This window comes from Variovorax sp. F042 (genome assembly GCF_057814215.1).
On sequence record NZ_JBVASX010000012.1, the window covers coordinates 135,561 to 157,653 of the forward strand.

23 protein-coding genes are annotated in these 22,093 nt (G+C 67.8%); 8 read left to right on the forward strand and 15 right to left on the reverse strand.

Annotated elements, in window-relative coordinates; all coding sequences use genetic code 11:
• Both ACZYSP_RS28040 and ACZYSP_RS28045 read right to left on the reverse strand, forming a co-directional pair.
• On the reverse strand, positions 1-978 hold the full coding sequence (locus tag ACZYSP_RS28040; RefSeq protein WP_093080977.1) for a Bug family tripartite tricarboxylate transporter substrate binding protein: 978 nt from the start codon (positions 976-978) through the stop codon (positions 1-3).
• A gap of 36 nt (positions 979-1,014) precedes the next feature.
• Positions 1,015-2,709, reverse strand: coding sequence for an acyl-CoA dehydrogenase family protein (locus tag ACZYSP_RS28045; protein ID WP_093081083.1), 1,695 nt, complete (start codon positions 2,707-2,709; stop codon positions 1,015-1,017).
• 101 nt (positions 2,710-2,810) lie between these two features.
• Between ACZYSP_RS28045 and ACZYSP_RS28050 the strand changes: the two genes are divergently transcribed.
• Positions 2,811-3,791 carry a LysR family transcriptional regulator gene (locus tag ACZYSP_RS28050; RefSeq protein ID WP_093080980.1) on the forward strand — a complete coding sequence of 327 codons (981 nt, stop codon included), beginning with the start codon at positions 2,811-2,813 and terminating at the stop codon, positions 3,789-3,791.
• Here the strand turns inward: ACZYSP_RS28050 and ACZYSP_RS28055 are convergent.
• The 4 genes from ACZYSP_RS28055 to ACZYSP_RS28070 all read right to left on the reverse strand — a co-directional run bounded on the left by ACZYSP_RS28055 (position 3,788) and on the right by ACZYSP_RS28070 (position 7,113).
• Positions 3,788-4,822: a serine/threonine protein kinase gene (locus ACZYSP_RS28055; protein WP_093080982.1), complete on the reverse strand. Its 1,035-nt coding sequence runs from the start codon at positions 4,820-4,822 to the stop codon at positions 3,788-3,790. The genes ACZYSP_RS28050 and ACZYSP_RS28055 overlap by 4 nt on opposite strands.
• 33 nt (positions 4,823-4,855) lie before the next feature.
• Complete coding sequence (locus ACZYSP_RS28060) at positions 4,856-5,971, reverse strand: DUF2855 family protein (protein ID WP_177192869.1); 1,116 nt, start codon at positions 5,969-5,971, stop codon at positions 4,856-4,858.
• Between the two features lie 160 nt (positions 5,972-6,131).
• Entirely contained in the window at positions 6,132-6,557 is a 426-nt protein-coding gene (locus ACZYSP_RS28065; protein ID WP_093058675.1) for an organic hydroperoxide resistance protein, read from the reverse strand.
• A gap of 100 nt (positions 6,558-6,657) precedes the next feature.
• The gene (locus ACZYSP_RS28070; RefSeq protein WP_093080987.1) at positions 6,658-7,113 is read right to left on the reverse strand and encodes a MarR family winged helix-turn-helix transcriptional regulator; all 456 of its coding nucleotides are present in this window, start codon (positions 7,111-7,113) and stop codon (positions 6,658-6,660) included.
• A 194-nt stretch (positions 7,114-7,307) separates the two neighbouring features.
• On the opposite strand from ACZYSP_RS28070, the gene ACZYSP_RS28075 reads away from it, so the two are divergent.
• Positions 7,308-8,360 (forward strand): MerR family transcriptional regulator, encoded by a 1,053-nt coding sequence (locus tag ACZYSP_RS28075; RefSeq protein WP_093080990.1) that lies wholly within the window; start codon positions 7,308-7,310, stop codon positions 8,358-8,360.
• Here ACZYSP_RS28075 and ACZYSP_RS28080 read toward each other — a convergent pair.
• Together ACZYSP_RS28080 and ACZYSP_RS28085 are read right to left on the reverse strand one after the other, a co-directional pair.
• The gene (locus tag ACZYSP_RS28080; RefSeq protein WP_093058678.1) at positions 8,350-9,195 is read right to left on the reverse strand and encodes an ABC transporter permease; all 846 of its coding nucleotides are present in this window, start codon (positions 9,193-9,195) and stop codon (positions 8,350-8,352) included. The genes ACZYSP_RS28075 and ACZYSP_RS28080 overlap by 11 nt on opposite strands.
• Positions 9,196-9,198: 3 nt before the next feature.
• Complete coding sequence (locus tag ACZYSP_RS28085; protein WP_177192870.1) at positions 9,199-10,149, reverse strand: ATP-binding cassette domain-containing protein; 951 nt, start codon at positions 10,147-10,149, stop codon at positions 9,199-9,201.
• A 126-nt stretch (positions 10,150-10,275) separates the two neighbouring features.
• On the opposite strand from ACZYSP_RS28085, the gene ACZYSP_RS28090 reads away from it, so the two are divergent.
• The 3 genes from ACZYSP_RS28090 to ACZYSP_RS28100 are packed head-to-tail and all read left to right on the forward strand — an operon-like array spanning position 10,276 to position 12,388.
• Positions 10,276-11,118 carry a hypothetical protein gene (locus ACZYSP_RS28090; RefSeq protein WP_093080995.1) on the forward strand — a complete coding sequence of 281 codons (843 nt, stop codon included), beginning with the start codon at positions 10,276-10,278 and terminating at the stop codon, positions 11,116-11,118.
• 50 nt (positions 11,119-11,168) lie between these two features.
• Entirely contained in the window at positions 11,169-11,792 is a 624-nt protein-coding gene (locus tag ACZYSP_RS28095) for a hypothetical protein (protein WP_354336744.1), read from the forward strand.
• Positions 11,789-12,388 (forward strand): hypothetical protein, encoded by a 600-nt coding sequence (locus ACZYSP_RS28100; protein ID WP_354336745.1) that lies wholly within the window; start codon positions 11,789-11,791, stop codon positions 12,386-12,388. The genes ACZYSP_RS28095 and ACZYSP_RS28100 overlap by 4 nt, the downstream gene beginning before the upstream one ends.
• Here the strand turns inward: ACZYSP_RS28100 and ACZYSP_RS28105 are convergent.
• Positions 12,385-13,275, reverse strand: coding sequence for a LysR family transcriptional regulator (locus ACZYSP_RS28105; RefSeq protein ID WP_093058682.1), 891 nt, complete (start codon positions 13,273-13,275; stop codon positions 12,385-12,387). The genes ACZYSP_RS28100 and ACZYSP_RS28105 overlap by 4 nt on opposite strands.
• Before the next feature lie 117 nt (positions 13,276-13,392).
• Between ACZYSP_RS28105 and ACZYSP_RS28110 the strand changes: the two genes are divergently transcribed.
• Positions 13,393-14,052 carry a glutathione S-transferase family protein gene (locus tag ACZYSP_RS28110; RefSeq protein ID WP_093081000.1) on the forward strand — a complete coding sequence of 220 codons (660 nt, stop codon included), beginning with the start codon at positions 13,393-13,395 and terminating at the stop codon, positions 14,050-14,052.
• A complete protein-coding gene (locus ACZYSP_RS28115; RefSeq protein ID WP_354336746.1) occupies positions 14,049-15,041 on the forward strand; it encodes a pyridoxamine 5'-phosphate oxidase family protein in 993 nt (330 codons plus the stop codon). The genes ACZYSP_RS28110 and ACZYSP_RS28115 overlap by 4 nt, the downstream gene beginning before the upstream one ends.
• Here the strand turns inward: ACZYSP_RS28115 and ACZYSP_RS28120 are convergent.
• Positions 14,999-16,177, reverse strand: a complete 1,179-nt coding sequence (locus ACZYSP_RS28120) for a cytochrome P450 (protein WP_489017812.1) — start codon at positions 16,175-16,177, stop codon at positions 14,999-15,001. The genes ACZYSP_RS28115 and ACZYSP_RS28120 overlap by 43 nt on opposite strands.
• An 82-nt stretch (positions 16,178-16,259) precedes the next feature.
• Here ACZYSP_RS28120 and ACZYSP_RS28125 point away from each other — a divergent pair, with 82 nt between their 5' ends.
• On the forward strand, positions 16,260-16,952 hold the full coding sequence (locus ACZYSP_RS28125) for an ArsR/SmtB family transcription factor (RefSeq protein ID WP_093058685.1): 693 nt from the start codon (positions 16,260-16,262) through the stop codon (positions 16,950-16,952).
• A 12-nt stretch (positions 16,953-16,964) separates the two neighbouring features.
• Here ACZYSP_RS28125 and ACZYSP_RS28130 read toward each other — a convergent pair whose 3' ends face one another.
• The 5 genes from ACZYSP_RS28130 to ACZYSP_RS28150 all read right to left on the reverse strand — a co-directional run bounded on the left by ACZYSP_RS28130 (position 16,965) and on the right by ACZYSP_RS28150 (position 22,089).
• Entirely contained in the window at positions 16,965-17,972 is a 1,008-nt protein-coding gene (locus ACZYSP_RS28130; protein WP_354336748.1) for a Bug family tripartite tricarboxylate transporter substrate binding protein, read from the reverse strand.
• 100 nt (positions 17,973-18,072) lie between these two features.
• A complete protein-coding gene (locus ACZYSP_RS28135; protein WP_176928987.1) occupies positions 18,073-19,083 on the reverse strand; it encodes a Bug family tripartite tricarboxylate transporter substrate binding protein in 1,011 nt (336 codons plus the stop codon).
• A 125-nt stretch (positions 19,084-19,208) separates the two neighbouring features.
• Complete coding sequence (locus tag ACZYSP_RS28140; RefSeq protein ID WP_093058687.1) at positions 19,209-20,726, reverse strand: AMP nucleosidase; 1,518 nt, start codon at positions 20,724-20,726, stop codon at positions 19,209-19,211.
• Positions 20,727-20,768: 42 nt separating this feature from the next.
• Entirely contained in the window at positions 20,769-21,317 is a 549-nt protein-coding gene (locus ACZYSP_RS28145) for a TIGR00725 family protein (RefSeq protein ID WP_093058688.1), read from the reverse strand.
• On the reverse strand, positions 21,268-22,089 hold the full coding sequence (locus ACZYSP_RS28150; RefSeq protein WP_093058689.1) for an ABC transporter permease: 822 nt from the start codon (positions 22,087-22,089) through the stop codon (positions 21,268-21,270). The genes ACZYSP_RS28145 and ACZYSP_RS28150 overlap by 50 nt, the downstream gene beginning before the upstream one ends.
• Positions 22,090-22,093 lie beyond the last annotated feature (4 nt).

Here is a 22,093-nt window from a genome sequence, read left to right on the forward strand (position 1 = left end):
TCAATCCAGCTGCGCCCCCGACTTCTTCACCACGTCCTTCCACTTCACAGACTCGCTACCAATGAACTGCCCCAGCTTCTGCGGCGAAGTGTCGGCCGAAGCTTCGAGGCCTTGCGCCGCGAACATCTGCTTCACCTTGGGCGAGTTCAGCACTTCGGCGAAGGCATGGTTGAGCTTGCTCACGCGGTCGGCTGGCGTGCCGGCCGGCGCGACGATGCCGAAGAACACGCTCACGTCGTAGCCCTTGTAGCCCTGCTCTGAAATCGTTGGCACGTCGGGCAGCGCCTGCGAGCGCGCGACGGTGGCCACGCCCAGTGCGCGCAGCTTGCCGGCCTTGACGTAAGGCAGCGCGGTGAGGATGTCGGTGAAGGTCATGCTGACCTGGTTGCCCAGCAGGTCGTTGAGCGCGGGGCCGGTGCCCTTGTAGGGAATGTGCTGCAGATCGGTGCCCGCCACCGAGTTGAAGAGCACGCCCGCGAGGTGCGACGACGCGCCGTTGCCAGACGATGCATAGCTGAGCTTGCCGGGGTTGGCCTTGGCGTAGGCCACGAGCTCCGGCACGGTCTTCACGGGCAGGGCGGGGTTCACCACCAGGATGTTGGGCAGGTAGCCGACCTGGATCACCGGCGCGAAGCTCTTCACCGGGTCGTAGTTGATCTTGCGGTACAGGCTCGCGTTGATGGCCAACGGGCCCGAGGTGCCGAACAGCAGTGTGTGGCCGTCGGCCTCGGCGCGCGCCACGTATTCGGCGCCGATGTTGCCGCCGGCGCCTGCGCGGTTCTCCACGATCATGGGCTGGCCGAGGCGGTCCTTCATCTCGGCGGCCAGCGTGCGGGCCATCGCGTCGGTGGGGCCGCCGGGCGGGAAGGGAACGACCAGCATCAGGGGCTTGGTGGGGAAGGCGTCGGCGGCTTGCGCTGCGGGCATTGCTGTCAGCAGCGTGGCGCAGGCGGCCAGCAGGAAGGGGAAGCGTTTCAAGGGATGTCTCCGTTTTTGTATGAGGGGAAAAGAGGCTCAGGCCGGCACGGGCGCGGATTGAACGGTGGCGGCATTCCAGTCCGCGGGCATGGCATCGGGCGAGAGCGGATCACGCGGCAGCACGCGGTGCAGCAGCACCAATTGCGCCCAGCGCATGCGCGGTGCGGAGCCGCTGTGTGCGGCCTCCCAGGCCATCGCGATGGCGCTGGTGCAGTGATAAAGCGCCGATGCGGCCTGCCGCGCGAGCACGTCGCCGCCTTCACGCGCGGCGGTTTCGGTCAGCGCTGCGGCGCGGTCGAGTGCATCGCGCAAGGCCTTCGCAAAGCCAGGAGCGAGCGCCGCATCTCCCAGCTGCTTCGCGCAGTGCGCGCGCAGCACCGGCAGCGAGCCTTCGCGCTTCACCGCGCGAATCACGTCGAGCGCCACGATGTTGCTCGTGCCTTCCCAGATCGAGCCCAGGTGCGCATCGCGCACGAGGCGCGCGTCGCTCCATTCCTCGATGTAGCCGCAGCCGCCGCGCACTTCCATCGCGTCGCCCGTGACCTTGCGCGCATCGCGGCAGGCGCGGAACTTGATGAGCGGCGTGAGGATGCGCAGCAGCGCATACGCGTCGGGCTCGGCCGCGTCGGAACGCGCGAGCGCCAGGGCCGTCTGGCACACCATCGTGCGCGCCTGCTCGGCCGGCAGGCGCAGCTTGTCGAGCTGGCGCTGCATCAGCGGCATCTGGTCGAGCGTGCGGCCGAAGGCGCGGCGCTCGGATGCGATGAACTCGGCCTCGGCCACCGCACGGCGCATCAGGCCGGCAGCGCGCACGCCGTTCGACAGGCGCGAGTTGTTGACCATGTCCGCCATCTGCACGAAGCCGCGGCCCGCTTCACCCACGAGGTACGCGACCGCGCCTTCGAGGCGGATCTCGCCGCTGGCCATCGAGCGCGTGCCCAGCTTGTCCTTCAGCCGGATGATTCGGTAGTGGTTGAGGCCGCCATCTTCGAGCCGGCGCGGCAGCAGGAACAGCGACACGCCCTTCATGCCGGGCAAGCCGTCGTCGGCGCGTGCCAGCACCATCGCGAAGTCGGCATCGGGGTTGGAGCAGAACCACTTGTCGCCGGCAAGGCGCCAGCTGCCGTCGGCTTCCTGGTGCGCCATCGTGGCGGTGGCGGCAATGTCGGAGCCGGCGGCCTGCTCGGTCATGAACATTGCGCCTTGCGCCAGCTCGTCGAAGTCGAGAGAGGTCAGGCGCGGCAGGTACTTTGCGAGCAGCTCCGGGCTGCCGAACTTCTTCAGCGTGCGCGTGAGGGAGTCGGTCATCGACACCGGGCAGCACAAACCGAACTCGGCCTGCACGAACAGGTAGGTCAGCACGTACTTGACCAGCGGCGGCATCTTGCCCTTCCAGCCCAGCGTGTCGTCGCGATGCGAGATGGCGGCCAGGCCGAATTCGCTGAGCGCGAGGCGTTCCATTTCGACGTACGCGGGGTGCTTCACGACCTTCTGCTCGTCGAGGCCGGTGCGCGTGCGTTGCTTCAGCACGGGCGGGTTGCGGTCGGCGGTGCCGGCCAGCTCGTCGAGCAGGCCGCCCGCGAGGTCGCCCAGGCGCTCGAAGTGCGGCTGCATGTGGCGGCGCAGGTCGTCGGGCAGGTAGAGCGCGAGCAGCGCGTGCAGCTCGGCGTCGGTGGTGAACAGGTTCTGGCCGTGGCGATCGGGGATCGGATGGGCGTGCTCTGCGGACATGCGCTTTGTCTCCATGGTTTCCTTGGTTTGGCGCATTGTTGAAGCCGCGACGATCCGTGTCTAATATCGATTTGGTCTTGTTCGATTCGATCTGACTATCCATGGAACTACGGCACCTGCGCTACTTCTCCGTGCTCGCCGAGGAACTGCACTTCGGGCGGGCAGCGCGGCGCCTGTCGATCTCGCAGCCGCCGCTGTCGGTGGCGATCCGGCAGCTGGAAGACAACGTGGGCGCGCGGCTGTTCGAGCGCAACAGCAAGGAGGTGCGGCTCACGCCCGCCGGCGAGGCGCTGCGCATCTCGGCGCGGCGCGTGCTGCTGCAGGCGGAAGAAGCCGCCATCGAGGCGCGCGACGTGGCGCTGGGCTCGGCCGGGCGACTGCGCATCGGCTTCGTGGGCGCGATGCTGTACCGGGGCCTGCCGCAGGCGCTGCGTGCCTTCCAGGCGAAGCACCCGGCGGTGCGCATCACGCTGAGCGAACTCAACTCCGGCGTGCAGATCACCGAGCTGCTGAACGACCGGCTGGACATCGGCTTTGCCCACACGCGCCGCGTGCCGCTCGAACTGCAGCACCGGCTGTTGCTGTCCGAACCCTTCGTGGCCTGCCTGCCGGCTGGGCATGCGCTGGCGCGCAAGCGGGTGCTGGCCCCGGCCGACCTGCGCGAGCAGCCCTTCGTGCTGTTCTCGCGCGAGGCTTCACCCGACTATCACGAGCGCATCCTGTCGATCTGCGCCGACGCGGGCTTTCTGCCCGAGGTGCGCCACGAGGTGCGCCATTGGCTGGCCGTGGTCTCGCTGGTGTCGCAGGGCATGGGCGTGGCGCTGGTGCCGCAGGCGATGCGGCATTCGGCCCTGCGCGGCGCGGTGTTCAGGCCGCTCGATCGGGTGGTGGCGCAGTCGGAGGCCTATGGCATCTGGCGCAACGGACCGGCCAATGTGTTGGTCGAGCGGCTGCTGCAGGGCGTGGTCGACGCGCAGCCGGCCGCCGCCGTGCCGCCCCAAGGCGGCCGGGCCTCCTCCTTGGGGGGTGGAGAATTACACGCAGCGAAGCGGAGTGAAAAGCCGGAGGGCCGACATTTCTAGGCGTAAAGGGGCTCTTCGGCCATCTGCTCGCACTGGTCTTCCAGCACGAGGATCTGCCCCTTCCAGTAGTCGCTGGAGCCGAACCACGGAAAGTTGATCGGGAAGATCGGGTCTTCCCAGCGCCGCGCCAGCCAGGCGCTGTAGTGGATGAGCCGCAGCGTGCGCAGCGGCTCGATCAGCGCCAGCTCGCGGCGGTCGAATTCGCGGAACTGCTCGTAGCCGTCGAGCAGGCCCGACAGTTGCGACGTGCGCTGTGCGCGGTCGCCCGACAGCAGCATCCACAGGTCTTGCACCGCGAAGCCGGTGCGCGCGTCGTCGAGGTCGACGAAGTGCGGGCCGCCGCCGGGGCGGTCGGTGGGCGTCCACAGGATGTTGCCGGGATGCACGTCGCCATGCAGGCGCAGCTTGCGGGGCTTGAAGTCGGAGGCCGGTGGCTGCAGCGCGAGGGCGGTCGCGCGAACCATGTCCAGCGCCTCGTTGCAGATCTTTTCCCAGTCGCGCTGCATGTCGAGCGGAATCTTGTCGTTTTCCAGCAGCCAGTCGCGCGAGTCGAGGCCGAAGGTCTGCAGGTCGAGCGCGGGGCGGGCCTCGAAAGGCTTGGTGCTGCCCACGGTATGGATGCGCGCCAGAAAGCGGCCCACCCACTCGAGCACCTCGAAGTTGTCGAGCTCTGGTGCGCGGCCGCCGCGGTAGGGGCTCACGCTGAAGGCGAAGCCGGCGTGGTGATGCAGCGTCTTGCCTTCGAAGGCCAGCGGCGGCACGGCCGGCACTTCGCCGGCGGCCAGTTCGAGCGAGAAGCCGTGCTCTTCGAGGATCTCGGCTTCGCTCCAGCGGCCGGGGCGGTAGAACTTGACCACCACGGCACTGCGATCCTCCAGGTAGACTTGGTAGACCCGGTTTTCATAGGAGTTCAGGCCTGTGAGCCGGCCGTCGCCGTACAGGCCGAGCGTCGCGAGCGCGTCGAGCACCACGTCTGGCGTGAGGCTCTCGTAAGGATGTGTGTTCGCGGGCGCCGCGGAAGAAAGGGTCATGCGGCGATTGTCGCCACACGGCGCCCCGCGGGCTCACGCGCTTGCAGGTTGTTTGTAAAGAGAAAGGATATGGCCCGTGCGCGGGTCGCCCTTGCCCGCGAGCACCTGCGCGTAGGCGGCCTGCACTGCCTCGCCGCCATCGTGGTGTTCGGCGTGCAGCCAGGGGGCCTTCGCATTGGTGACGGTGGCCAGGAAGTTGTGCCAGGCCGCGACCATGCGGCGCCCGAATTCGTCGGGGCCCCATTCGGTGGTGCGCTTCTTGATCTGCGCCGGTGCGAAGAACAGCGTGGCGCGCGGGCCCGACAAGTCCTTGCCCGCGCCCTTGGTCGCAAGCTGCTCGACGTGCGTGCCGCCGATGGAGCTGCTGTATGCGAGATTCGTGAAGCGCTCGTGGATGGCGTTGCGCAGCGCGCCGTTGCCGGCGAAGTCGACGTACACGCAGGGCGTGTCGGCCGCGATGGTGTCGAGTGCGTCGTAGGTCACCACGCGGTCGTAGCAGCCGAGGCTTTCGCAGAAGGCCACGTTGGAGGGCGAGGTCAGGCCGATCACCTCGATGCCCTCGCGCTGGTGCAGCTGGAAGGCGGTGCCGTAGGCCGTCTTGCTCGATGCGCTCGACAGCAGCATGGTCTTCGCGCCGAAGAAATCGTTGTCGGCCATGAAGTCGTCGATCAGCCACGAGGTGATGAACAGCGGGCGCAGCAGGGCCTGGGTGTCTTCGGTGTCGGCCGTATAGAGCGCATCGCTCGCGCAGCGGAAGTACTGGTTGTAGACGGCGGGCAGCTCTGCGCGGTGCGGCGCCACGTCGGTGAAGCGCTCGGGCGAGAGCCGCCCGGGGCTCAGCACCGCGGCTGAAGCCATTGGCCAGTAGCCGTAGAGCCGTTCGCCCACCGCCACGCCCGGGTGCAGCGACTGCACCACGCTCGCAAAACCCCACACGGGAATGCTGCCCCAGCCCTCTTCGCCGCTCGGGAAGAACTGCCAGTAGCTCATCGCGTCGCCGAAGGCGGCATACGTGATGTTGTTGGAAGTGAGCGCAAAGCTGTCGATGCGCACGCGCACCTGGCCGTCGGCGAGCGCTTCGTCGGTGGCGGTGTGCAGGCGCGTGGTGGCGAGCTGGTCTTTGCGGATGAGGAAGCTGGTGGTGCTCATGAGCGAGGCTCCTGGCAGTTGGTGTCCAGCTACGTTAGCCAAGCTTGATGAAAGGCGCTATCTCGCGGCGGGTTTTGGCGTCACCCGTGAGACATCGGCGGGCATGAAAAAAGCGGCCCGGCTTGTGGCCGGACCGCTTGTTCGCGTGTGCTCGGGGAGCTTAGGCGATGGTGAGTTCGACGTCGATGTTGCCGCGGGTGGCGTTCGAGTAGGGGCAAACCTGGTGAGCGGTGTCGACCAGCTTCTGCTTGGCATCTGCATCCAGGCCGGGCAGCGTGATCGCCAGCTTCACGGCGATGCCGTAAGCCGCGCCGCCGTTCGTCGGGCCAAGGGAAACGCTGGAGTCGATGGCGACGTCTTCAGGCACCTTCACGCCGATCTTCGGGCCGACGGCCTTCATCGCGCCGATGAAGCAGGCGGCATAGCCGACCGCGAACAGCTGCTCGGGGTTGGTGCCGGGCTTGCCGGAACCGGGCGAGCTCAGCTTGACGTCGATGGCGCCATCGCTGGACTTGCCTGCGCCGTCACGGCCGCCGACGGTGTGAGCTTCTGCGGTGTAGAGAACTTTGTCGAGCTTGGTGGTCATGGTGATTCCTTTGGTGATGATGAAGTGGAGGGAGGGTGGTGAAAGGCTTCGTTCTTTCTTGATGGGATCGACCGAAGCGGGAGAAAAATGTTGCGCTGCGTCAGGCTGCCTTCTTGATGCGGTCGCGCAGGGTCTGGATCTGCTGGGTGAGCGAAATCAGTTCGGGCACCGAGCATTCGGTGGCGGCCATCAGGCAGGCCGGCACGTTGGATGCGCGGCTCTTGAGCCTGCGGCCGGCGGCTGTCAGCGTGATGTGCACGCGGCGCTCGTCGGTCACGTCGCGCACACGGGCCACGTAGCCGTTGGCTTCGAGGCGCTTGAGCAGCGGCGTGAGCGTGCCCGAGTCGAGCGAGAGCTTCTCGCCGAGCTCGGAGACCATGAGGCCGTCTTGCTCCCAGAGGGCGAGCATCACGAGGTATTGGGGGTAGGTGAGCTGCAGCTTTTCCAGCACCGGCTTGTAGAGCCGCGTCATGGCCAGGGAGGCGGAGTACACGGCGAAACACAGCTGGTTGTCCAGCTTGAGCATTTCGTCGGCGGGGACTGGGGTGGAGCGCATGAGCTGAATTGTAGCGAGCAATTAGATTGTGTGCAATCTAATTTGCAAGCGTTGGTTTCAACGGAGGCTACAGTCTGCCGGGAACGGGCATTCTGAACCTGCAAGGCCAGTGAATCCAACTTTCATGTCCGCCTGTTGACCCGGCCCCTGGGGCAGCCCTTAAAAAGAGAAGAACGTCGAAAAAGGTTCTCTTCATGCAATCCACCGCTCGCTCTTTCAGTCCATCCGAAGCCGCGAGGCGGCTCGGTGTTTCGGCCAAGGCCTTGCGGCTCTATGAGCAGCGCGGGTTGGTGGAGCCTGGTCGTACTGCGGCAGGGTGGCGGGAGTATGGCCAGAAGGAGATGGCCCGGGCCGCCGAGATCGTCGCGCTTCGCGCGCTCGGCTTCAGCCTTGCGCAGGTGGAGCGGGCGCTGGAAGGCAATTCCCAGGGACTGGAGCCAACGCTGGCGGCGCACCAGACAGCGCTGGAAGCGCAGCTTCGCCAGCTTGCTCGCACGGTCGACAAGGTCCGTGGCTTGCGAAGCGAACTGGCGCAAGGCCGGACGCCGAGCATCGGCGAACTCACAGGCCTGCTGGCACCTGCTGCAGAGGTCCGCATCGCATTCGAACTGCCGTGGCCATGGGGCGGGGAGCTCTTTGAGCTTCGCGACATCCGCGCCCTGAACTACATCATTGGTCCGCTAGGCAGCGGCAAGACCCGGCTGGCGCAGTGCCTCGCCAATGCATTGCCCAACGCCGCCATGCTGGGCCTGGAGAGGCTTGAAGATGACGAGGTGGCAGCAGCAAAGTCGCGGCTGGATGGCGATTCCCTGCTGAAGTCCCGCGTCGACGAAGCCCTGACCTGGCTCGTGGAAGACGGCGCCACGCCGTCGGATGCCTTGATCGCATTGCTCGCGGGGCTGCAGGCCGACGGGCCGGACGCTCTGGTCATCGACATGATCGAACAAGGCCTCGACCACGCAACCCAGGAGGCATTGATTGCCTGGCTGCGCCGCTGCGGGCCCGGCGTGCGGCCCCTCTTCATGCTCACCCGCTCCTGCGCCATCCTCGACCTGACTGCCGTCGGCCCGGACGAAACCATCATCCTCTGCCCCGCCAACCACAGCCCGCCGACCCAGGTGACGCCCTATCCCGGCGCGCCCGGCTACGAGGCGGTTGCCACTTGCCTGGCTTCGCCTGAAGTGAGGGCCCGGACCGCGGGAGTCATGCAGCTGCAGGTGATGAAGAGATCCAGCCTCACCCCTTGAACCGCTTGCGCGTCAACGCCAACGCAATCCAGAACGCCACCACCGCATACACAGCCAGCACCGCCGCGTGCAGCCACCAGTCGGTCGGCCACTGGTCCATGAACAGCGGCCGCACCAGTGCCACCGCATTCGTCAGCGGCAGCCACGCCGCCACGGCCTTGACGGCGGAGGGCAGTTGCTCGAGCGGAAAGAACACGCCGCTCAGGAACATCATCGGCGTCATGAACAGCGTGAAGTAGTACGTGAAGAAGTCATAGCCCTTCGCCAGCGCATTGAAGATCAGCGCGATCGACGAGAAGGTGATGCCCGCGCCGATCAGCACCATCCACGCGACGATGAGCTTCGGGCTGTGGCTGATGCCCAGCCCGAGCATCACGAACAAGATGGCCGTCACGGTGAAGATCGACTTGAACGCCGCCCACAGCATCTCGGCCATCACGATGTCGTCGAGCCCGACGGGCGCGTTCATGATGCCGTCCCATGTCTTCTGCACGTGCATGCGCGAGAACGCCGAATACAGCGCCTCGAAGCTCGCCGCGTTCATCGCGCTCATGCAGATCGACCCGCTCGCCAGGAACAGGATGTAGGGCACCTTCACGCCGTCGACCGACACCTGCCCCACAAGCGCGCCCATGCCGTAGCCGAAGGCCACGAGCCAGATCAGCGGTTCGGCGATGTTTCCGATCAGGCTGGGGATGGCGAGCTTGCGCCACACCAGCAGGTTGCGCAAAAACACGGGCCACCAGCGCAGCGAGATTTCGGGCGGGCGCCACACTGAAGGCGAAGGAGGCGCGGTCGCTGCAATCGGTGCGGTCGTCGTTGTCGTCGTGTTCATGATCTAGCCGTCCTCGCGAATCTGGCGGCCGGTGAGCTTGAGGAAGAGGTCCTCCAGATTCGCCGGCCGATGAAAGGTGCGCAGGCCGCTGTGCTGCGTCAGCGCATCGAGCAGCCGCCGCGCGTCCTGCGTGTAGAAGAACACTGTCTCACCGCTGACTTCCACGCGTGCCGCCATCGCCTTCAGCTCGGGCGATTCCGCCAGCGACAGTGCGCCGTTGCCATACACCTCGACCACGTCGGGCTCCAGGTGCTCGGCGATCAGATCGCGCGGGCGGCCTTCGGCGATCTTGCGGCCATGGTCGAGCACCAGCAGGCGCGAGCACAGGCGTTCGGCCTCGTCCATGAAGTGCGTGGTCAGCAAGATCGACTTGCCCTGCTGCAGCAGCACCTGCAGCCGTTCCCACATCAGGTGCCGCGCCTGCGGGTCGAGGCCGGTGGTCGGTTCGTCGAGCAGCAGCAGCTTCGGGTCGTTGACCAGCGCACGCGCCAGCGACAGCCGCCGCCGCATGCCGCCCGAGAGCTCGCCCGGCTTCGCATCGGCCTTGTGCGACAGCGCCGCGAACTCCAGCAGCTGCGGCACGCGTGCACGCACATGCGCCTTGCTGAAGCCGAAGTAGCGGCCGTACACCACGAGGTTCTCGGCGCAGCTGAAATCCGGGTCGAGCGTTTCGAACTGCGTGACCACGCCCAGCTGCGCCTTGATGGCCAGTGCATCGCGCGGCATCTGCAGCCCCAGCGCGGAGATGTCGCCGCCGTCGGGCGCGGTGAGGCCCAGGCACATGCGGATGGTGGTGGTCTTGCCCGCGCCGTTCGGGCCGATCACGCCCAGGCATTCGCCGGGCGCGATCTCGAACGACAAGTCGTCGACGACCGTGGTGTCGCCATAGCGCTTGCGCAAGTGGCTGGCGTGAAAGAGAGGTGCGGGGGAAGGGGAAGAAGATGTGGGCGGCACACAACCATTCTGACGCAGTCACCTGAAAATCACGGGCGCTCCAAGCCCTCGATAACCCGAGTCGAACCACGCCCCGGCGGCCTCACAATCGACGCCCAGTTGCATTGCGCGGTGGGAGGCCCAAGGATGCTGCGTTTCTGGTTGGTGCTGTCGGCTGCGCTGCTGCTCAGCGCCTGCGCACCTTTTCATCGGCCCCTGGCGGCTGCGGACCGCAGCAAGGTCCAGGAAGTCGACGTACGCGTCGTCGTCGCTCAGGAGAGCTTCATGTTCTCCGCACAGCCCCCGGGCGTGAGCGCGGCCACGGGCGGCGGGCTGATCGGCGCGCTGATCGACTCGTCGGTGCAGCAAACGCGCCAGAAGGAGATGAGCGCCGAAGTGCAGGCCATCGTCGGCCCGCTGCTCGACTACGACTACCGCGTGGAGGCGGGCAAGGCGCTGACCACGCTGCTTGCCGAGCCGAGCTCGTTCCCGCTGAAGATCCGCTCCTCGCAGGTGCTCGCGGCGATGCCGCTGAAGGCCGAGCAGGAGGCCCGCATCGCTGCCACGAAAACTGGCCCCGCCTACATGGTGCTGTTGCTGCAATACGCGCTGGAGCCAGGCCTCGGTGCCTTCACCACGCGCACCTCGGCCCTGCTCTGGCAGGACGGCCGCAGCGAGCCGAGCTACCGCGCCTCGGCCATCTTCCAGACGCCCATCGGCGGCACCGCGCGCGCTGCCGTGCTGCGAAGGCTCACCGCGAACGACGGGCAGGTGCTGCGCGGCGTGATGCGCGAGTCGATGGCACAGACCCTGCATGCGGTCGCGCTGGACATTGCCGGCGCCCGTTCAGGTGGCGTTAAGACTGCGCGATTCAACGTCAACGGTTCGTGGGTGACACTGGCCGGCCAGAGCTTCGACGAGCAGCCCGGCCGCGTGCTGTTCCGCGACCAGGACGGCGCCATGTATTCGGTCAGGAACACCGCCCCATGAGGCCACGCCAAGGACTTGCCATCGCCACCACTCTGGCCATACTCTGCGCCATGCCCACTCTCTCGCATGCCGTCACCGAGAGCGAGCCGCTCCCCATGGTTTTCGAGCCCGCGCCCGAGCCGGCCGAACGCCCCAACAGCGTGCCGGCCGTGTCGCTGCGACTCGCGCGCGGCTGCACGCTGTACCTGCCGTCGATCGAAGATGCGCGCAGCAACAAGGCCAATGCCGGCAACCTCACCGTGATGCTGCCGACGGTGCATGCCACGCCCCGGTCCGTGCAGTCGCTGCGCAGCGGCGACGCCACCGGGTGGACGCGCGGCGGGCTGCAGTCGACGAGCCGCTACGGGTTCCAGACAGTGCTGGGCGCACCGCCCGCGAGCGCCGGTGCCAGGCAGGTGACTGCGGACGTGGCCCTGCGCCTGGCCCACGCGTGGTCGGTCGATCTGAACCTGGTTTCGCACGTCGTGCTCAAGGTGAACTACCGCCTGCCCGGCGGCGAGACTGTCTTGCGCCAGTACCACGGCATGGGGACGCGCACCAACTGGGCCAGCGCCAATGGCGAGTTCATGTCGGTGCTGAATCTCGGCCTCGAAGAGGCGGTGCGCGGCATGGCGAGCGATGCCGCCGCGCTCTGCGATGGCCTGCCTTTGCCTGCGCCGGTGGTCGTGCCATGAAGAGCAGGCTGGAACTTCACCTGACCTGCGATGTGCCGCACGAATCGCAGATCCCGTTCTTTGTCGCGGTGTGCGAGCAGATCGGGCTGCGGCCGCTGCTGATCGACCATCACCGCGACAACGGCGGCGAGCGAAATCGGCAGCTCTCGGCTACCGCCTGGTTGCGCGCCGATCTCGAAGAAGCCAAGGCCGAAGCGATGGCGCTGGCGCAATGGCTGGCGCGGGCGGGCATGGCCGTGCTGGGCGTGAAGGTCGATGCGCCTGTGCAGGACGCAGATCAGCTCGACTGCGACGGCCAGTATTTCGAGTGGCGCGGCAAGCTGCGCCAGCAGCAGTGCGACATGTCTGCGCTGCAGCAGCTGTGCGAGGCGCACGGCGCGCAGTTGTCGCGAGACAGCCTGCGTGAGGAAGCCTGCACCTGCTTCGTGACGCTGCGCAGCTGCGAATCCCTGGAGGAATTCACGTCGCGCGTATCGGCCGTGACCGGACAGCTCGAGCGCGACGGCTGGCCGGTGCTGAAGCAGGACTCGGAAATCTGCCTGCTCGACAGCCGCGAATTGCCCCGCAACTGCAGCTGCAATGACATCTGCACCTAGAGCCTGAGCCCGCTGAACTCCATCTTCATCCACTCGATGAACGCCCGCGTGCGCGCGGGCAGCAGCCGCGCATTGGGATAGATCACGCTCACCGGCCGCGGCGGCGGCTCGAAGTCTTCCAGCACCAGCTTCAGCCGTCCCTGCGCCACGTGCGGCATCACCTGGTACGAGAAGAAGGTGCCGAAGCCCATGCCCGCCGCGCACGACTCGATGGCCGGCGCGAGGTGATTGAACTCCAGGCGGTTGTTCGGCGTCACGCTGATCGTCTTGCCGCCTTCGTGGAACAGCCACTGCGCCGGCGCATCGACGCGGCCTCGCACGCAGGGCGCGCCGTTCAGGTCGCGCGGATGCGTTGGCGTGCCGTGCCGCGCCAGGTAGTCGGGGCTCACGGCCACCACGCGGCGGATGGTGCCCAGCGTCTGCGCCACCAGCGACGAATCTTCCAGCGGGCTGATGCGAATGCCCACGTCGATGCCCTCTTCGAGCAGGTTCACGGTGCGGTCGTACAGCCGCACGCTGCAGCGCACTTTTTCGTAGCGCTGCATGAAGCGCACGATGGCCGGCGCCACGTACATGTGGCCGAAGAGCACCGGTGCGGTGATGGTGAGCTGGCCCGCCGGCTCGCGCGCCTCGGCCTTCAGCGCGAGGTCGGCGGCGTCGGCCGCGAGCAGCACCTCGCGTGCGCTCGACAGGTAGTGGCGGCCTTCCTCGGTGAGCGATAGGCGGCGCGTGGTGCGGTGGAACAGGCGCACGCCCAGGTGCGCCTCCAGCGCGGCGAGCGAGCGCACCACCGCGGGCAGCGAGGTGCCGAGCGCCTCGGCGGCGCGGGTCAGGCTGCCCTGGTCGGCAATCTGCACGAAGGTCTGCATGGCCTTGAAACGATCCATGGGGGCGATTAAACCGGAAAACGCAGCAGTCAAATACAGGAATGGCTATTCATTCATTTGCCGCAAGAGAGAAGAATCGGGGCACTGTCCCAGCCATCTCGAAAAAGGAACGCCTCCATGAACGCCGCAGTCGCCAATCGCCCCGCCCAGCCCATCAAGCTCTACGGCACCACGCTCTCCGGCCACGTGCATCGCGTGCGGCTGTTCCTCACGATGCTCGGCCTGCCCTTCGAGAACGTCGAGATCGACATGCGCAAGCGCGACAACCGTGCGCCGGAGTTCCTGGCGCGCAACCCCTTCGGCCAGGTGCCGGTGATCGAGGACGGCGACCTTACGCTGGCCGACTCCAACGCCATCCTGGTCTACCTCAACGAGCGTTATGCGTCCGACCCCGCGCGCTGGATGCCGCGCGATGCCGTCGGTGCGGCGCGCGTGCAGCGCTGGTTCTCGGTGGCGGCGGGGCCGCTGGCGTATGGCCCGGCGGCCGCGCGGATCATGGCGCTGTTCGGCCACACCACCGACCCGACGGAGACCGTCAAGCGCTCGCATGCGTTGCTCTCGGTGATGGAGATGCACCTGCAGCAGCAGCCCTTCCTTGCCGGTCCCGCCGCCACGCTGGCCGACATCGCGAACTACGCCTATGTGGCGCATGCGCCCGAAGGCAGCGTGGCGCTCGATACCTACCCGAACGTGCGCGGCTGGCTCGAGCGCGTGGAAGCCTTGCCGGGCTTCGTACCAATGGTGCGCACGCCCATCGGGCTTGCGGCGGTCGCATGATCGCCGCGCCGTTCCACGCCGGCGAGCGGGCGTTGCAGGCCCTGGCGGGCTCGCGCGAGCAGATGGAGGTGGCCGGGCCGCGCGTCATTCGCGACTACATGCCCGACCAGCACCGCGAGTTCTTCGGGCTGTTGCCGTTCCTCGTGGTCGGCAGCCTTGACGCGGATATGCAGCCCTGGGCCAGCGTGCTCGCGGCACCTGCCGGCTTCGCGCATTCACCAGATGCCACGCACCTGCGCGTCGATGCGCTGCCCGCGTCGGGCGATCCGCTCGTTGGCCAGTTGAAGCAGGGCGCCACGCTGGGCCTGCTCGGCATCCAGCCGCATACGCGGCGGCGCAATCGCATGAACGGTACGGTCGAGGCGCTCGATGACGCGGGTTTCATGGTCGCTGTGCAGCAGAGCTTCGGCAACTGCCCGCGCTACATCCAGGCGCGCGAGCCGGTGTTCGTTTCGCCGCGTGCCGATGCGGCGCCGCAGGCGCAATGGCTCGACAAGCTCGACCTGGCGGCGCACCGCCTTATCGGCAGTGCCGACACGCTGTTCATCGCCACCGCCTATCCGAACGAGGTTGCGGCGGGTGACGAGGCCGATGCGAGTTCGCACGGCGTCGATGTGTCGCACCGCGGCGGCCGCCCGGGCTTCGTGCGCATCGACGGCGATGACGTGCTCACCGTGCCGGACTTCAACGGCAACCGCTTCTTCAACACGCTCGGCAACCTGGCGGCGCATCCGCGCGCGGGGCTGCTGTTCGTCGACTTCGACAGCGGCGATCTGCTGCACGTAGCAGTCACGGCAGAGATCGTTTGGGACGGGCCCGAGGTGGCTGAATTTGAAGGCGCGGAGCGGCTGATGCGCCTCCACGTCACGCATGCCCTGCGTCGCCCGGCGGCGTTGCCGCTGCGCTGGGGCGACGCGCAACTGTCGCCCCACCTGGCGGGCACGGGTCAGTGGAACACGGGAATGCGCCCGTTGACCGACGGCCGGTAGCTCCAGCCGCGCAGGCGCTGAGCATCGAGGTCGGGCGCGCGGCGCAGCAGGGCGTCAAGGCCGGCCGCGGCCAGCGTGCACGCCAATGCCTGGCCGGGACACGCATGCATGCCGTGGCCGAAGCCGAGCATGCGGCGCTTTGCACGCACGAGCATGAAGTTGTCGGGATTGGGGTTGAACGCCGGGTCGCGATTGGCCGACGCCAGCAGCACCAGCACCGCATCGCCTGAGGCCAGCGGTGTGCCGGCGATGGTGACGGCTTCGGCGGCAAAGCGCCGTGTGTTGTGTACTGACGGATCATGCCGCGCGGTCTCCTCGACGATGGCCTGCAGGCCATCGTGTGTACGGGTCGAGGGGCGCAGCGAAGGCTCGCGCATCAACGCGATCAGGCTGTTGCCGACCAGGCCTGCCGTTGCATCGCAGGTCTGGGATAGCAGGCCAGCCACGTTCGCCAGCAGCGAGCGTGACAGCGTTGCGTCGCCCGCACTTTCGGCGAGCACGGCGGCGAGCAGCGTGCCGTGCCGTGGCGACTTGCCTGCCACCAGAACTTCAAAGCGCGTCATCAATTCGCCCGCCGCGGCGCTCGCACGCTGCAACTGCTCGGGCGTGGACAACGGCGACAGGCAGGCCACGAAGTCGCGCATCCACCGGTCCACCTGCGGCAGCGCGTCGTCGGCAAAACCCAGCAGGTGCGCGACGGCCTGCACAGGCATCGAGAACAGCGCGTCGGACAGCGGCTGCTGCTGCGGCACCCGCAGCGCTATCTGCAGGGCTGCCGCGTGCACCGCGTTCATGTCGAGCCCGGCCAGTGCGCGTTGCAGCGCGGGCCGGTGCGCCTGGTGCGCCACGCCGTCGTTCATGCGCACCAGATGGCCGAAAACCTCGCCGGCCGCACTGCCCACGATGGCGCGGGGCACCGGCTCGGCGGTCGGCCGTACACGCAACGCACCGTGCGCGAGCAGCACCTCTTCGATCACGTCCGCGCGGCTCGCGACCCAGAGGCGCAGCTTCTCGTTCCAAGCGAGCGGCGGCCCGTCGCGAAGGGCGGCGTAGTACGGATAGGGATCGGCATGCCTGACGGCAGCGACCGGGTCGGCGGGCATCTCGGCGAGGGTGGGGCTGTTGCTTTCGTTCATGGCATCAGTGTGCGATCGAAGCCGCCGCCACACTTCGTCCGCGAACGAAGTGTCGGATGCGGCGCCGTCTTACGATGGGCGCATGGACACCACTGCTTCATCCGCCGATTTCCAACTGGCCCGCCTGGCCGGCGCCATTGCCGAACCGGCGCGCGCCCGCATGCTGAGCTGCCTGATGGACGGCCACGCGCGCACTGCCACTGAGCTCGCCACCGTGGCCGAAGTGGCCGCGTCCACGGCGAGCGCGCACCTCGCGCGCCTGAAGGACGAACGGCTGGTCGATCTGCTGGTGCAGGGCAAGCACCGCTACTTCCGCCTCGCCAACGACGACGTCGCCGCCGCGCTCGAAAGCCTGATGGTGGTGGCCGGCGCGCCGCGCACGCCAGAGTTCAAGCCGAACACGCCGAGCCGCCTGCGCAGCGCGCGCACCTGCTACGACCACATGGCGGGCACGGCGGGTGTCGCGCTGCACGACAGGCTGCATGCGCAGGGCTGGCTCAGCGGCCTGCAGAGCGGCTCGTACGAACTCACGTCCGAAGGCGCGATCGCGCTGGAGAGCCTGGGCGTGGAGGTCGATGCGGTGCGGCGCTCGCGCCGCCGCTTCGCCTGCGCCTGCCTCGACTGGAGCGAGCGCCGTCCGCACCTGGGCGGTGCGCTGGGCGCTGCATGGCTGCAGCTGTCGCTGCGCCGCGGATGGGTGAGGCAGGAGCTCGACGGGCGGGCGCTCACGCTCACGCCGAAGGCGCAGCGCGAAATGCCCGAGCTTTTCGCGTGATGCTTCGAGCGATCAGGCCTTCAGCTTGAGCAGATAGATCAACGGCCCGGCCATCGCCGTATCGAGATCGAGGAAGCTCTCGAAGTCCTTGCCCGCCATCCAGTACGCGTCCCAGTTGTTGCGCTTGATGGTCTTCTGCCAGACATCGGCCGTGGTGGCGCGGCGCACGGCTTCGAGCAGCACGGCCTTGCGCTCGGCCGGCACCTTCTTGCCGGTGAGCACGCCGCGCCAGTTGGCGAGGTCGGCGTCCACGCCCTGTTCGCGCACCGACGGAATGCCCTGGAACGGCCGCTTCGACGACACGCCGATGGCGCGCAGCTTGCCGCTGGCCAGGTGATCGCTGAATTCGCTGTAGCCCGAGATGCCGGCGGCCGCCTTGCCCGTTTCGAGCGCCTCGACCACCTGTGCGCCGCCGGGGTGCGGCAGGTAGACCAGAGCCCCCGCGTTGCCGGCCACACGCGCCAGCATGCCGGCGTACATGTGGTCCACGCCGCCGGCCGAGCCGCCGGCGATGACCGTCTTTGCGGCATCGGCGCGCAGTTGGGCGATCAGGTCCTTCGGGGTCTTGATGGGCGAGTCGGCCTTCACCGCCACCACTTCGTAGTCGCTGGTGAGCCGTGCCACCGGCGCGACCTGCGCCATCGTGACGGCGGGCTTCTGCAGCGCCACCGCGCCGACCATGACCATGCCGCTCATCAGCAGGGTGTCGGGGTCGGCGTCGTATTTCTCGACGTATTTCGCCAGGCCGATGGTGCCGCCCTTGCCGCCGATGTTCTCGTAGCTGATGTCGCCCACCGCGCCCGACGCGATCATCGCGGCGCCGAGCGCGCGCCCGGTCTGGTCCCAGCCGCCGCCTTCGTTGGCGGGAATGACGATGCGCAGCTTGGTGGCGAGCTGCGGTTCGGCCGCGCTGGCCATCGTGGGCCAGAGCGCTGCGGGCATTGCGCCCGCGGCAGCTGTCGATGCGATCCATGCCGCAAGGCTGCGGCGAGAGAGGCCGGTCGGCACGAAATGCGACATTTTGTTTCCAGTTCCCTGTAAAAGTAACCGGATGATGTCCGAAAAACGTGTCAATCCCTTGCCTTCGTGGCCTAGGGAAAACCCGCAGGAGCGGGCGCTCTCAGGCTTTCAGCTTGAGCAGATAGATCAGCGGGCCGGCCATTGCGGTGTCGGTTTCGAGGAAATTCTCGAAATCCTTGCCCTCCATCCAGAAGGGGTCCCAGTTGTTCTGTTTGATGGCTTTTTGCCACACATCGGTGGCGGTGGCGCGCCGCACCACCGTCAGCAGCGCCGCCTTGCGGTACGGCGGCACCTTGCGGCCGGTGAGCACGCCGCGCCAGTTGGCAAGGTCGGCTTCCACGCCCTGCTCGCGCACCGAGGCGATGCCCTGGAACGGCCGCTTCGACGACACGCCGATGGCGCGCAGCTTGCCGCTGGCCAGGCCCTCGCTGAACTCGCTGTAGCCGGAGATGCCGGCTGCGGCCTTGCCGGTTGCCAGCGCCTCGACCACTTCCGCGCCGCCGGGGTGCGCCTGGTAGACCAGCGACTGCGAGGCGTCGGCCACGCGCGCCAGCATGCCTGCATACATGTGGTCCACGCCGCCGGCCGAGCCGCCCGCGATGACGGTGTTGGCTGCATCGGCGCGCAGCTGTGCGATCAAATCCTTCGGCGTCTTGATGGGCGAATCGGCCTTCACCGCCACCACTTCGTAGTCGCTGGTGAGGCGGGCGATCGGCGCCATGTTGGCCATCGTCACGGCGGGCTTCTGCAGCGCGACCGCGCCGACCATGACCATGCCGCTCATCAGCAGGGTGTCGGGGTCGGCATCGTATTTCTCGACGTACTTCGCCAGTCCGATGGTGCCGCCCTTGCCGCCGATGTTCTCGTACACCACGCTGCCGACCGCGCCTGACGCCAGCATCGCGGCGCCGAGCGCGCGCCCGGTCTGGTCCCAGCCGCCGCCTTCATTGGCGGGAATCACGATGCGCAGCTTGCTGCTCACGGGTGCATCGGCGGCGGAGGCGGTGCGCGGCCACAGTGCGGCATGTCCTGCGCCGGCAGCTGCAGCCGAGGCCGCGATCCATGCAGAGAAGCTGCGGCGGGAGAGGGGAACGGAACGCGACTGGGTCATCTTCTTTCCGGTTGCTGTGGGGTAAACCGGATGATGTCCGCGAAACGGCGCAATCCCGCGCGATGGCGGGCAGGACAAACCCTGAGGGCCCGACCTCTGTCGGGGCCCTCCGGAAGCCCTTCTTCTTACTGGAACGCCACCTCGGCAAAGCTGCGCAGCTTGCGGCTGTGCAGCCGCGTCGAGCCCTCTTCGCGCAGGATCTCGATGGCCCGCATGCCGATGCGCAGGTGCTGCTCCACGCGCTCGCGATAGAAGTGGTTGGCCATGCCGGGCAGCTTGATCTCGCCGTGCAGCGGCTTGTCGCTCACGCACAGCAGGGTGCCGTAGGGCACGCGAAACCGGAAGCCGTTGGCCGCGATGGTCGCGCTTTCCATGTCGAGCGCCACCGCGCGGCTCTGGCTGAAGCGGCGCTGCGGCTGGTTGCCGGGCAGCAGTTCCCAGTTGCGGTTGTCGGTGCTGGCCACGGTGCCTGTGCGCATGATCTTCTTCAGGTCGGGCCCCTCGTAGCGCGTGACGTCGGCCACGGCCTTCTCCAGCGCGAGCTGGATTTCCGACAGCGCCGGAATCGGCACCCACAGCGGCAGCTCTTCGTCGAGTACGTGGTCTTCGCGCACGTAGGCGTGGGCCAGCACGTAGTCGCCAAGCTGCTGCGTGTTGCGCAGGCCGGCGCAGTGGCCCAGCATCATCCACGCATGCGGGCGCAGCACCGCGACGTGGTCGGTGATGGTCTTGGCATTGGCCGGGCCGACGCCGATGTTGACCATGGTGGTGCCGCTGCAATCCTCGCGCACCAGGTGGTAGGCCGGCATCTGCGGCAGGCGCGGTGGAGCGGTGCCCTGGCTGCCGTCGAGCAGGTGGCCGTAGGTGGCGCTCGAACCTGCGGCAAGCCCGCGCCGGCGCGTGACCACGTTGCCGGGCTCGATGAAGGCGACGTACTCGCTGTTCTCATCGGCCATGGCCTCGTGGCCCAGGCGAACGAACTCGTCGATGTAGAACTGGTAGTTGGTGAACAGCACGAAGTTCTGGAACCACTCGGGCGCGGTGCCCGAGTAGTGGCGCAGGCGGTGCAGCGAGTAGTCCACCCGCGCGGCCGTGAAGAGCGACAGCGGCTGTGCCTCGCCGTCGCGCGCCTCGTAGGTGCCGTTGGCGATGCCGTCGTCCATCACGCCCAGGTCGGGCAGGTCGAACACGTCGCGCATGAGGGCGCGGCGCTCGGCGCTCATGGTGCCTTCGATGTGGTCGTTCTCGGCAAAGGAGAAGTGGATCGGAATGGGCTGTGTGCTGGTGCCCACCTCGAGCTCGACCTGGTGGTTTTCGAGCAGCAGGCGGAACTGGTCGAGGTAATAGCGCGAGAACAAATCGGGCCGCGTCAGCGTGGTCTCGTAGCGGCCCGGGCCGGCAACGAAGCCGTAGCTCAGGCCGGCGTTGGCCGGCGGCGTGTGGCGCGAGACGGTGTGCGTGTGCACCCGCACGAAGGGGTAGCAGGCCCGCACCCGGCCCGGCAGCGCCTCGCCGGCAACGAAGCGCAGCATCGATTCGCGCAGATGGGCGAGGCCGCCCTGGTAGATGGCCTTGACCTGTTCGAGTGCAGCGGCGGCATCGGTGAAGCGGGCGGGAGCGACAAAGGTGGGCATGTAGGGCATGCCGTCATTGTGCAATGCGCCCGCCGCTTCAGCCGGAGGCAGTCATGCCAGCAGGCAGGCGAGAACTTTCGTGAGCATGTCTTCCACATCGGTGGCCTGCACCGCGCCGGGCAATGCCACATCGCCATGCATCACGAACACCGGCTTGCCCCACTTGAGCCCCAGCGCCATTTCCGACAGCGTGCCCATGTTGCCGCCGATGGCGACCAGGCACACGCCGCTGCGCGCGACGATGCCGTTGCGCATCTCGCCCATTCCCGTGGGGATGGCCACGCTGAGCCATTCGTTGGCGTTGCGGTCGTCGTCCTCGGGCAGGATGCCCACGACGATGCCGCCGGCCTCCACGGCCCCGCGCGAAGCCGCGGCCATCACGCCGCCGCGCCCGCCGCAGACCACGGACATGCCCGCGCCGGCCAGCGCATGCGCCACCGCGTGGGCGGCCTCGCATTCGGCCGGGCCGCCGTCGCCCGGGCCGATGATGGCCACGGGCTGGCGGTAGCGCTCGGGCCCCCGCTGCTTTTGCGCGAGGCGCGTCAGCGCCTCAGTGACTGGCGCCGACAGCACCACGCTCGCGCCTTCGCGTAAAGACATCGCCCACTCCCATCACGATCACACACACCACCATCAGTACCAGCGACAAGGCCGCCGCCACCGCGAAATCGGAACCGCCGTCGCCCACCTGCGCGAGCAGCATCAGCGGCAGGATGTTCAGCTGAGTGCCCACCAGCGCCAGCGCCGTGCCGTAGGTGCCCATCGCGATCGCGGCCACCATGCAGGCGTTCGACAGCACCGAGGGCATCACCTCGGGCACCACCGTGTCCCAGAAGGCACGCGCTTTCGAAGCGCCCAAGGTGCGCGCCGCCTGCGCCGGGCGCAGGTCGAGGTTGGCGAACACCGGGTACAGCGACAGCGCCACGCGCGGGATCAGGTAGTAGGCATAGGCAAAGCCCAGGCCCGACACGCTGTAGATCCAGCTGCCGATGGCGGCCGGGTCACCGCCGAGGCCCGCGAGCAGCTGCGTCACGAAGCCCGCGCGGCCGAAGGCCAGGATGAAGCCGTAGGCAATCACCAGCCCCGAGAAGGCCAGCGGCAAGCCCAGCAGGGTCATCATCCATTGGCGTCGGCCTTCGGGCTGGCGTGCCAGTTCGATGGCGATGCAGGTGCCCACCAGCGCCGAGATCGCGCCCGCCGCGAGGCCGAGGCCCAACGTATTGCGCAGCGCGCCCAGGAACAGCGGGTTGCCGAACAGCCGCCCGAAGGCGCTGCCGCCCTCGGCGAAGGCTTCGGGCAGCAGCGCCGCGAGCGGCACCGCGAAGAAAAGCGCCATGAAGGCCCATGCGGGCCAGGCGCCAAAGCGTCGCATCACG

Bases quoted from the DNA above. Each gene is read 5' to 3' on its own strand.
- ACZYSP_RS28115 (WP_354336746.1), top strand. From the start codon at position 14,049: ATGATCGCCGCGCCGTTCCACGCCGGCGAGCGGGCGTTGCAGGCCCTG.
- ACZYSP_RS28090 (WP_093080995.1), top strand. From the start codon at position 10,276: ATGCTGCGTTTCTGGTTGGTGCTGTCGGCTGCGCTGCTGCTCAGCGCC.
- ACZYSP_RS28145 (WP_093058688.1), bottom strand. From the start codon at position 21,317: ATGTCTTTACGCGAAGGCGCGAGCGTGGTGCTGTCGGCGCCAGTCACT.
- ACZYSP_RS28125 (WP_093058685.1), top strand. From the start codon at position 16,260: ATGGACACCACTGCTTCATCCGCCGATTTCCAACTGGCCCGCCTGGCC.
- ACZYSP_RS28120 (WP_489017812.1), bottom strand. From the start codon at position 16,177: ATGAACGAAAGCAACAGCCCCACCCTCGCCGAGATGCCCGCCGACCCG.
- ACZYSP_RS28070 (WP_093080987.1), bottom strand. From the start codon at position 7,113: ATGCGCTCCACCCCAGTCCCCGCCGACGAAATGCTCAAGCTGGACAAC.
- ACZYSP_RS28105 (WP_093058682.1), bottom strand. From the start codon at position 13,275: ATGGATCGTTTCAAGGCCATGCAGACCTTCGTGCAGATTGCCGACCAG.
- ACZYSP_RS28080 (WP_093058678.1), bottom strand. From the start codon at position 9,195: ATGAACACGACGACAACGACGACCGCACCGATTGCAGCGACCGCGCCT.
- ACZYSP_RS28055 (WP_093080982.1), bottom strand. From the start codon at position 4,822: ATGACCCTTTCTTCCGCGGCGCCCGCGAACACACATCCTTACGAGAGC.
- ACZYSP_RS28050 (WP_093080980.1), top strand. From the start codon at position 2,811: ATGGAACTACGGCACCTGCGCTACTTCTCCGTGCTCGCCGAGGAACTG.
- ACZYSP_RS28075 (WP_093080990.1), top strand. From the start codon at position 7,308: ATGCAATCCACCGCTCGCTCTTTCAGTCCATCCGAAGCCGCGAGGCGG.
- ACZYSP_RS28100 (WP_354336745.1), top strand. From the start codon at position 11,789: ATGAAGAGCAGGCTGGAACTTCACCTGACCTGCGATGTGCCGCACGAA.
- ACZYSP_RS28150 (WP_093058689.1), bottom strand. From the start codon at position 22,089: ATGCGACGCTTTGGCGCCTGGCCCGCATGGGCCTTCATGGCGCTTTTC.
- ACZYSP_RS28110 (WP_093081000.1), top strand. From the start codon at position 13,393: ATGAACGCCGCAGTCGCCAATCGCCCCGCCCAGCCCATCAAGCTCTAC.
- ACZYSP_RS28045 (WP_093081083.1), bottom strand. From the start codon at position 2,709: ATGTCCGCAGAGCACGCCCATCCGATCCCCGATCGCCACGGCCAGAAC.
- ACZYSP_RS28135 (WP_176928987.1), bottom strand. From the start codon at position 19,083: ATGACCCAGTCGCGTTCCGTTCCCCTCTCCCGCCGCAGCTTCTCTGCA.
- ACZYSP_RS28065 (WP_093058675.1), bottom strand. From the start codon at position 6,557: ATGACCACCAAGCTCGACAAAGTTCTCTACACCGCAGAAGCTCACACC.
- ACZYSP_RS28140 (WP_093058687.1), bottom strand. From the start codon at position 20,726: ATGCCCTACATGCCCACCTTTGTCGCTCCCGCCCGCTTCACCGATGCC.
- ACZYSP_RS28130 (WP_354336748.1), bottom strand. From the start codon at position 17,972: ATGTCGCATTTCGTGCCGACCGGCCTCTCTCGCCGCAGCCTTGCGGCA.
- ACZYSP_RS28095 (WP_354336744.1), top strand. From the start codon at position 11,169: ATGCCCACTCTCTCGCATGCCGTCACCGAGAGCGAGCCGCTCCCCATG.
- ACZYSP_RS28060 (WP_177192869.1), bottom strand. From the start codon at position 5,971: ATGAGCACCACCAGCTTCCTCATCCGCAAAGACCAGCTCGCCACCACG.